7 protein-coding genes are annotated in these 6,668 nt (G+C 71.2%); 3 read left to right on the plus strand and 4 right to left on the minus strand.

Translation table 11 applies throughout. The features are described 5' to 3' along the window. A partial coding sequence (locus EIO58_RS10545; protein ID WP_205789226.1) for a Sua5/YciO/YrdC/YwlC family protein occupies positions 1-218 on the minus strand: 218 nt, incomplete at its 3' end. 57 nt (positions 219-275) lie between these two features. Beyond that, a complete protein-coding gene (gene prmC, locus EIO58_RS10550; RefSeq protein WP_127819507.1) occupies positions 276-1,157 on the minus strand; it encodes a peptide chain release factor N(5)-glutamine methyltransferase in 882 nt (293 codons plus the stop codon). Positions 1,158-1,370: 213 nt separating this feature from the next. Between prmC and cysK (EIO58_RS10555) the strand changes: the two genes are divergently transcribed. The 3 genes from cysK (EIO58_RS10555) to epsC all read left to right on the plus strand — a co-directional run bounded on the left by cysK (EIO58_RS10555) (position 1,371) and on the right by epsC (position 3,968). Further along, positions 1,371-2,309, plus strand: coding sequence for a cysteine synthase A (cysK, locus tag EIO58_RS10555; protein ID WP_127819508.1), 939 nt, complete (start codon positions 1,371-1,373; stop codon positions 2,307-2,309). 127 nt (positions 2,310-2,436) lie between these two features. Then, on the plus strand, positions 2,437-3,390 hold the full coding sequence (gene cysK, locus EIO58_RS10560) for a cysteine synthase A (RefSeq protein WP_127819509.1): 954 nt from the start codon (positions 2,437-2,439) through the stop codon (positions 3,388-3,390). A gap of 8 nt (positions 3,391-3,398) precedes the next feature. Beyond that, positions 3,399-3,968, plus strand: coding sequence for a serine O-acetyltransferase EpsC (gene epsC, locus EIO58_RS10565; protein WP_127819511.1), 570 nt, complete (start codon positions 3,399-3,401; stop codon positions 3,966-3,968). Between the two features lie 161 nt (positions 3,969-4,129). On the opposite strand, the gene prfA is transcribed toward epsC, so the two are convergent. Both prfA and rho read right to left on the minus strand, forming a co-directional pair. After that, positions 4,130-5,209 carry a peptide chain release factor 1 gene (prfA, locus tag EIO58_RS10570; protein WP_127819510.1) on the minus strand — a complete coding sequence of 360 codons (1,080 nt, stop codon included), beginning with the start codon at positions 5,207-5,209 and terminating at the stop codon, positions 4,130-4,132. A 24-nt stretch (positions 5,210-5,233) separates the two neighbouring features. Next, positions 5,234-6,668: transcription termination factor Rho (rho, locus tag EIO58_RS10575; RefSeq protein ID WP_205789224.1), on the minus strand; the 1,435-nt coding region annotated here is incomplete at its 5' end.

Below are 6,668 nucleotides of genomic sequence, written 5' to 3' on the forward strand. Positions count from 1 at the left end.
GAGAGCCCGGCGACGAGCACGGGGGGCGGCGACTGGCGCCCCCGGCCCTTCGCGGCGAGCAGCCGCGCGACGGCCGCCGCGTTGAACGCGTCAGCGGCGACGCCGTACACGGTGTCGGTCGGGAGGACCACAAGGTCGCCGCGGCCGATGGCCTGGCGTGCCTGGCGCATGCCGGTGAGCAGCTCGGCCTCATCGCGGCAGTCGAAGATGGGGGACATGTCGCCCATGAGTTTAGTCGGGGGCGGCGACGGGAACGGGATCGGCGCCCCTCCGCGTCATGGGCGCAGGGCGGTCGTCGCGCGGTCCCTCATCGTGAGGTCGGGGTGCGTCGCCGCGGCGCGCCACCCGTCGGCGGCGAGGATGTCGCGGATGGCCTCGCCCTGCCACTCCCCGTGCTCGATCACGATCGTCCCGCCGGGGTGCGCCAGGCGCAGACCCGCGCGGCTGAGCACGCGGACCACGTCGAGCCCGTCCTCTCCGCCGTACAGCGCCGCGGGCGGATCGTAGAAACGGACCTCCGGGTCGCGCGGGACCGCGGCATCCGGGACGTACGGCGGATTGGAGGCGACCACAGAGACGGTGCCGCCGAGCTCGGGGAACGCGTGCTCGAGGTCGATGAACGCGAGACGCGCGTTCTCGGCGCCGATGCGCGCGAAGTTCTCCTTCGTCCACACGAACGCGTCGACGGAGTTCTCGGCGGCGAACACCCGCGCGTGCGGCACCTCGGTCGCCATCGCCAGGGCGATCGCGCCGCTTCCGGTGCCGAGATCGACCGCGGCGGGAGACTCGGATGCCGCGGCGCGCAGCGCATCGATCGCGATCTGGGCGACGACCTCGGTCTCGGGCCGCGGCACGAACACGCCGGGGCCTACGCGCAGCTCGAGGTGGCGGAACGGCGCGACGCCGGTGATGTGCTGGAGCGGCTCGCGGGTCGCGCGGCGCGTCACGAGCTCCTCCAGCCGCCGGACCTCCGCCGGGCGGACGGCGTCGCCTCGCAGGGTCGCCGCTTGCACTCCCCCACGCGTCACTCCGAGGACGAACGCGGCGAGGAGCTCCGCGTCGACGGCGGGATCGGCGATGCCGGCTGCGGCGAGCCGTTCGACAGCGGCCCGGAGGGCAGTGGAGAGGGTCTCGGGGGTGGAGCGCTCTGACGACATGGAGCCTTCAGCCTACGCGTCGACCGGCGGGACCGGCGGCCTCGGCGAGGACGGATCTCAGGGGCCGCGGGAGCGCCCACCTCGTATCGCGCGAGCCCAGGCGTCACATGTCGTAACTCGGCCGATCCGCTCCCCTAGGCTGATGGCGTCCCGCGCGATGACGCCGGGTCCCGCATCCGACCCCGAGCGAACCCACCCGAAAGGCCGATCGACATGCCCGGCATCCACCCCGATATCACCGCCGCTTTCGGCAACACACCGCTCGTCCGCCTCAACCGCGTCACCGACGGCGCCGGCGCCGAGGTGTACGCGAAGCTCGAGTTCTACAACCCCGGCTCGAGCGTGAAGGACCGCCTCGGCATCGCGATCGTCGATGCGGCGGAGGCATCCGGCGCGCTGCAGCCTGGCGGCACCATCGTCGAGGCCACGAGCGGCAACACCGGCATCGCGCTGGCGCTGGTCGGCGCCGCGCGCGGCTACAAGGTCATCCTCGCGATGCCGTCGTCGATGTCGGTGGAGCGCCGCGTGCTGCTGAAGGCCTTCGGCGCTCAGCTCGTGCTCACCGACCCCGCCGGAGGCATGAAGGGCGCGGTCGCCGAGGCCGAGCGCATCGCCTCGGAGACGCCGGGGGCGATCCTCGCCAAGCAGTTCGAGAACCAGGCGAACCGTGAGATCCACCGCAAGACCACTGCCGAGGAGATCTGGCGCGACACCGACGGCGAGGTCGACGTCTTCGTCGCGGGCGTCGGCACCGGCGGCACCATCACGGGCGTCGGTCAGGTGCTCAAGGAGCGCAAGCCCGACGTGCGGGTCGTCGCCGTCGAGCCGTCGGCGTCGCCGCTGCTGTCGACCGGCACCCCCGGTCCCGCCAAGATCCAGGGCATCGGCCCGAACTTCGTGCCGCCGATCCTCGACACCGACGTGTTCGACGAGGTGGTCACGGTCGAGTTCGAGGACGCCATCTCGACCTCGCGCGACCTCGCCGCCCAGGAGGGCATCCTCGTCGGCATCTCGAGCGGCGCCGCGGTGTGGGCCGCCCTGCAGCTGGCCGCTCGCCCCGAGAACGCCGGCAAGAAGATCGTCGTCGTCGCGCCCGACACCGGCGAGCGGTACCTGTCGACTGCGCTCTTCGAGGATCTGCGGGAAGATTGAACCCGCACGACGGCGCGACGCGCGATCCTCTGGGGCTCTGCCCCAGACCCGCGGCTTGCGGGCGCGCGCCACGACGCGTTCGGACGCCGTCGCGCCGTCGTCGTTCCCCGACCTGAGAAGAGCGTTCGTGCCCGGCATCCACTCCGACATCACCACCGCGTTCGGCGAGACACCGCTGGTGCGCCTCAACGCGCTCACCGAGGGTCTCGGCGCGGAGGTGCTCGCGAAGCTCGAGTTCTACAACTCGGGCTCGTCGGTCAAGGACCGCCTCGGCTACGCCCTCGTCGAAGCCGCGGAGGCCGCAGGCGAGCTCGTCCCCGGCGGGACCATCGTGGAGTCGACGAGCGGCAACACCGGCATCGCGCTGGCCCTCATCGGCGCCGCACGCGGCTACAGGGTGATCCTCACGATGCCGGCGTCCATGTCGAAGGAGCGCCGCACGCTGCTGAAGGCCTACGGTGCGGAGCTCGTGCTCACCGACCCGTACAAGGGCATGACCGAGGCCGTGGAGGCCGCCAAGCGGATCGCAGCCGAGACCCCCGGCGCGGTGCTGGCCCGCCAGTTCGAGCACGAGGCGAACGCCGCGATCCACCGCCGCACCACCGCCGAGGAGATCTGGCGCGACACCGAGGGCCGCGTGGACTGGTTCGTGGCGGGCTCGGGCACCGGCGGCACGGTGACCGGCGTCGGCCAGGTGCTCAAGGAGCGCAGCCCCGGGACACGGATCGTGCTCGTCGAGCCCGAGGACTCCCCCGTCCTCACCGAAGGACGCGCCGGCGGGCACCGCATCCAGGGCATCGGGCCGAACTTCGTGCCGGACGTGCTGGATCGCTCGGTCGTCGACGAGATCTTCGACGTCGGGTTCGACGACGCGATCCGCACGGCGCGGGCGCTCGCGACACGTGAGGGCATCCTCGCGGGGATGTCTGCCGGGGCGGCCGTCTGGGCGGCCCTCGAGATCGCCGCACGCCCCGAAGCCGAGGGCAGGAGGATCGTCGTCATCGTGCCCGACTCGGGCGAGCGATACCTGTCCACTGCGCTCTACGAGCACCTGCGCGAACCGGAGGCCGACAAGAAGTGAGCGAACGCATCGGATTCGTCGCGCGCGTCCGCGAGGACGTCGCAGCGGCCAAGCTGCGCGACCCCGCCGCCCGCAGCGGCTTCGAGATCGCGCTGCTCTATCCCGGTCTCCACGCCATCTGGTCCCACCGGCTGTGGCACGCGCTGTGGACGCGGCGGATGCGCTTCCTCGCCCGCGCCGGCTCGCAGGTGACGCGCTGGCTCACCGGCATCGAGATCCACCCCGGCGCGACGATCGGCCGCCGCTTCTTCATCGACCACGGCATGGGTGTCGTGATCGGCGAGACAGCCGAGGTCGGCGACGACGTGCTGCTGTACCACGGCGTGACGCTCGGCGGCCGGCAGCGCGAGGGCGGCAAGCGTCACCCCACCATCGGCGACGGCGTCGCGGTCGGCGCGGGCGCGAAGATCCTCGGCCCCGTCACGGTCGGTGCAGGCTCGGTCGTCGGCGCCAACGCCGTCGTCACCAAGGACGCGCCGGCAGACAGCGTGCTCGTCGGCGTGCCCGCCAAGCCTCGCGCCCGCCGCATCGGCGAAGACACCCGGGCGCTGCTGACCGCACCCGAGTACGTCATCTGACGGATGCCGCGGCCCGGGGACTCGGCATCCGTCGACGTCTCCCGGACTATGCCGGCGCTCGTGACGCAGGATGACTCTGCGATCCCGGGCGTGACATCGGCGTGTCGCGCGCCCCTCTTGGCATGCGTACTGCGAGCCGAACCACAGGCGACTCTACGACGTCAGGCGTCGGAGCCGAGAGCGGCCAGCCGCGCCTCTTCGTCGGCGTGGATCGCGGACTCGATGAGCGGGTCGAGGGCACCGTCCATGACCTGGTCGAGGTTGTAGGCCTTGTAGCCGGTGCGGTGGTCCGCGATGCGGTTCTCGGGGAAGTTGTACGTGCGGATGCGCTCGGAGCGGTCCATGCCGCGGATCTGCGACTTGCGGGCATCGGATGCCGCCGCCTCGAGCTCCTCCTGTTGCTTGGCGAGCAGCCGGGCCCGCAGCACGCGCATGCCCGCCTCGCGGTTCTGCAGCTGCGACTTCTCGTTCTGCATCGACACCACGATCCCGGTCGGAAGGTGCGTGATGCGCACCGCCGAGTCGGTCGTGTTGACGGACTGACCGCCGGGGCCCGACGAGCGGAACACATCGATCTTGAGATCGTTCGGGTCGATGTGGATCTCTTCCGGCTCGTCGACCTCGGGGAACACCAGCACCCCGGTCGTCGACGTGTGGATACGGCCCTGCGACTCGGTGGCGGGCACGCGCTGCACGCGGTGCACGCCGCCCTCGTACTTCAGGTGCGCCCACACGCCCTGAGCGGGGTCGCTCGAAGCGCCCTTGATCGCGACCTGGACGTCCTTGTAGCCGCCGAGGTCGGACTCGTTGCGCTCGAGCAGCTCGGTCTTCCAGCCCTTCGACGCGGCGTACTGCAGGTACATCCGCAGCAGGTCCGCGGCGAACAGCGCCGACTCGGCGCCGCCCTCCCCCTGCTTGATCTCCATGATGACGTCGCGCGCGTCGTCGGGATCGCGGGGGATCAGAAGCCGCCGCAGCCGTTCCTGCGCCTCGGCGAGCTTCGCCTCGAGCGCGGGAACCTCCTCGGCGAACGCCTCATCCTCACGGGCGAGCTCGCGCGCCGCGTCGAGATCGTCGGATGCCGCGAGCCAGTCCTCGTGCGCCTTCACGATGCGCGAGAGCTCGGCGTAGCGCCGGTTCACCCGCTTGGCCCGCGCCGCATCGGCGTGTACGGCGGGGTCGGACAGCTCGGCCTGGACCGCGGCGTGCTCCTCGATCAGCCCCTTGACCGACTCGAACATCCCAGGATCATGCTTCGACAAGGCTCAGCGGATGCTGTTGTCGTGCGCGTGGCTGTTGCCGCCGCCGTGCCCGTCGCGCGCGGGCGCGGGGATCGACTTCTGCATCTGCACCAGGAACTCGACGTTCGACTGGGTCTCCTTGAGCTTGCCGAGCACGACCTCCAGGGCCTGCTGGGGCTCGAGGCCGGCCAGCGCGCGACGCAGCTTCCAGGTGATCTTGACCTCGTCGGGCGAGAGCAGCATCTCTTCGCGACGCGTCGACGAAGCGTTGACGTCGACCGCGGGAAAGATGCGCTTGTCGGCGAGCTGGCGGTTCAGGCGCAGCTCGCTGTTGCCGGTGCCCTTGAACTCCTCGAAGATCACGTCGTCCATCTTGGAACCGGTCTCGACGAGAGCGGTCGCGAGGATCGTGAGCGATCCGCCGTTCTCGATGTTGCGCGCGGCGCCGAAGAAGCGCTTCGGCGGGTACAGTGCCGAGGCATCGACACCGCCGGTGAGCACGCGGCCCGAGGTCGGTGCCGAGATGTTGTAGGCACGGCCCAGGCGGGTGATCGAGTCGAGCAGCACGACCACGTCGCGACCGAGCTCGACCAGGCGCTTGGCGCGCTCGATGGCGAGCTCGGCGACCGTGGTGTGGTCCTCGGCGGGGCGGTCGAAGGTCGAGGCGATGACCTCGCCCTTGACCGTGCGCTGCATGTCGGTCACCTCTTCAGGGCGCTCGTCGACGAGCACGACCATGAGGTGCACCTCGGGGTTGTTGGTCGCGATCGCGTTGGCGATCTGCTGCAGCACGATGGTCTTGCCGGCCTTGGGCGGCGCGACGATGAGGCCGCGCTGGCCCTTGCCGATCGGCGCCACCAGGTCGATGATCCGCTGCGTGAGCTTCTCGGGCGCGGTCTCGAGGCGCAGGCGCTCCTGCGGGTAGAGCGGGGTGAGCTTGCCGAACTCGACGCGGGTGGCGGCATCCTCGACCGACAGGCCGTTGACCGCGTCGACCTTGACGAGCGCGTTGTACTTCTGGCGGCTGGACTGCTCGCCCTCGCGCGGCTGCTTGATGGCGCCGACCACGGCGTCGCCCTTGCGCAGGTTGTACTTCTTGACCTGGCCGAGCGAGACGTACACGTCGCTCTGGCCGGGCAGGTAGCCGGTGGTGCGCACGAACGCGTAGTTGTCGAGCACGTCGAGGATGCCGGCGATCGGGATCAGGACGTCGTCCTCGCCGATCTCGGTCTCGAACTCGTCGGCGGCGCTCTGCCCGCGGCGCTTGTTGCGCTGCCGGCCCCTCGCCCCGCCCTGGGCGGTCTGGTCGTCGTCGGACTGCTCGGGCTTCGCGGCTTCGGCCGGTGCAGCGGCCTGACCGTTCGGACGGTCGCCGTTGTGGCCGCTCTGCCCGCGGTTGCGGTTGCGGCTGCGGTTCCGGCCGCGGCCGCGGCTCGGGGTGTCGGCGCCTTCGGCGTCG

This window comes from Microbacterium sp. CPCC 204701, from assembly GCF_004010105.1.
Taxonomy (GTDB): domain Bacteria; phylum Actinomycetota; class Actinomycetes; order Actinomycetales; family Microbacteriaceae; genus Microbacterium.